Source organism: Nocardia asiatica NBRC 100129 (assembly GCF_000308415.1).
In the GTDB taxonomy this organism is placed as follows: Bacteria; Actinomycetota; Actinomycetes; order Mycobacteriales; family Mycobacteriaceae; genus Nocardia; species Nocardia asiatica.
The window spans coordinates 1-1,411 of sequence record NZ_BAFS01000158.1 but is presented as its reverse complement, the minus strand read 5'-3'; the positions used below and the strand labels follow the sequence as shown (position 1 = coordinate 1,411).

Sequence of the window (1,411 nt, the reverse complement as noted above, 5' to 3'; positions counted from 1 at the left end):
TGGCCGCCGCGTCCGCGACGCAGTCGCCCGCGGGGGCCGCTTGGCCGTGAGTCCTGGGCGGCTGTGACTACGCAGCACGGAGGCACTGCCCGACGTTGCGGCCGCGGTATCGCGCACACCCAGGTGGTGCGATCACCGCCCGACGCGACCAGCGCACCTCGACCACGGGTTTCGAGCGAAGCGAGATCGAGCATTGCCCGTTCGCGGCCCGGCTCGCGTCCGAGTGGCCGCCGCGTCCGCGACGCAGTCGCCAGCGGCGGTCACTCGGACGCGAGCCACAAGAGGGCCGCGAACACGCCGCGCCCGCGCGGCCGAGCACACAGCAAAATAGGCACACTGTCGGTGCTGGTAGGTAGTGTTGAGGGACGAGCACGGACAATGCTCATGATCGGGATCGTGCTCATGATGGGTCCCGGTCATGGTGAGGACAGAGGAGGTCGGCTGCCATGGCACAAGAGCAGACCAAGCGCGCCGGGGGTGGCGACGAGGACGAGGGCCCGGACGGTGTGGATGCCGCCGGTCAGGAGCGCCGCGAGAAGCTGGCGGAGGAAACCGACGACCTGCTCGACGAGATCGATGACGTGCTCGAGGAGAACGCCGAGGACTTCGTCCGCGCGTACGTGCAGAAAGGTGGCCAGTGACAGTCGGTGACCCCTCGCGTCTCCACCTGGGGTACGCCCTCTCTTCCTTCTCCGACTACCTTCGTATGCATGCCCCGGACCTGTTGCCTGCCACCAGGTTCGAGCAGGGTGCCGCCGGATTCTCCGGCGGCACTTCCGCGAAGGAGATCGCTCCGCACGGCACCACCATTGTCGCGGTGAGTTACCGCGGCGGTGTGCTGATCGCCGGTGACCGGCGCGCCACGCAGGGGAACTTGCTGGCCAGCCGGGACATCGAAAAGGTCTACATCACCGACAGCTATTCCGCGGCAGGCATCGCGGGCACCGCGGGCATGGCGGTGGAGATGGTGCGGATCTTCGCGGTGGAGCTGGAGCACTACGAGAAGCTCGAGGGCGTGCCGCTGACTTTCGACGGTAAGGCGAACAAGCTGTCGAAGATGGTGCGCGAGAATCTGCCCGCGGCCTTGCAGGGGCTGGCGGTGGTGCCGATGCTGGTCGGCTATGACCTGGACGCCACCGATCCGGACAAAGCGGGTCGCATCGTGTCGTTCGATGTGGTGGGTGGACGCAGCGAGGAACGTTTCGGTTACGCCGCGGTCGGTTCCGGTTCGGTGTTCGCGAAGTCCGCGCTGAAGAAGTTGTACGCCAAGGGAATCGATCAGGAGCGCGCGCTGCGCATCGCCGTCGAGTCGCTGTTCGACGCGGCCGACGACGACACCGCGACGGGCGGCCCGGATCTGGTGCGTGGCATCTACCCGACGGCGATCGTCGTGGACGAGGAGGGTGCGGTC

The 1,411-nt window shown here is 67.5% G+C and carries 2 protein-coding genes; both read left to right on the top strand.

Annotated features, from left to right (window positions below):
* Positions 1-446: 446 nt before the first annotated feature.
* Positions 447-641, top strand: coding sequence for a ubiquitin-like protein Pup (locus ON27_RS14895; protein WP_014986166.1), 195 nt, complete (start codon positions 447-449; stop codon positions 639-641).
* The coding region (prcB, locus tag ON27_RS14890; RefSeq protein WP_043726414.1) for a proteasome subunit beta at positions 638-1,411 on the top strand (774 nt) is incomplete at its 3' end. The genes ON27_RS14895 and prcB, both read left to right, overlap by 4 nt.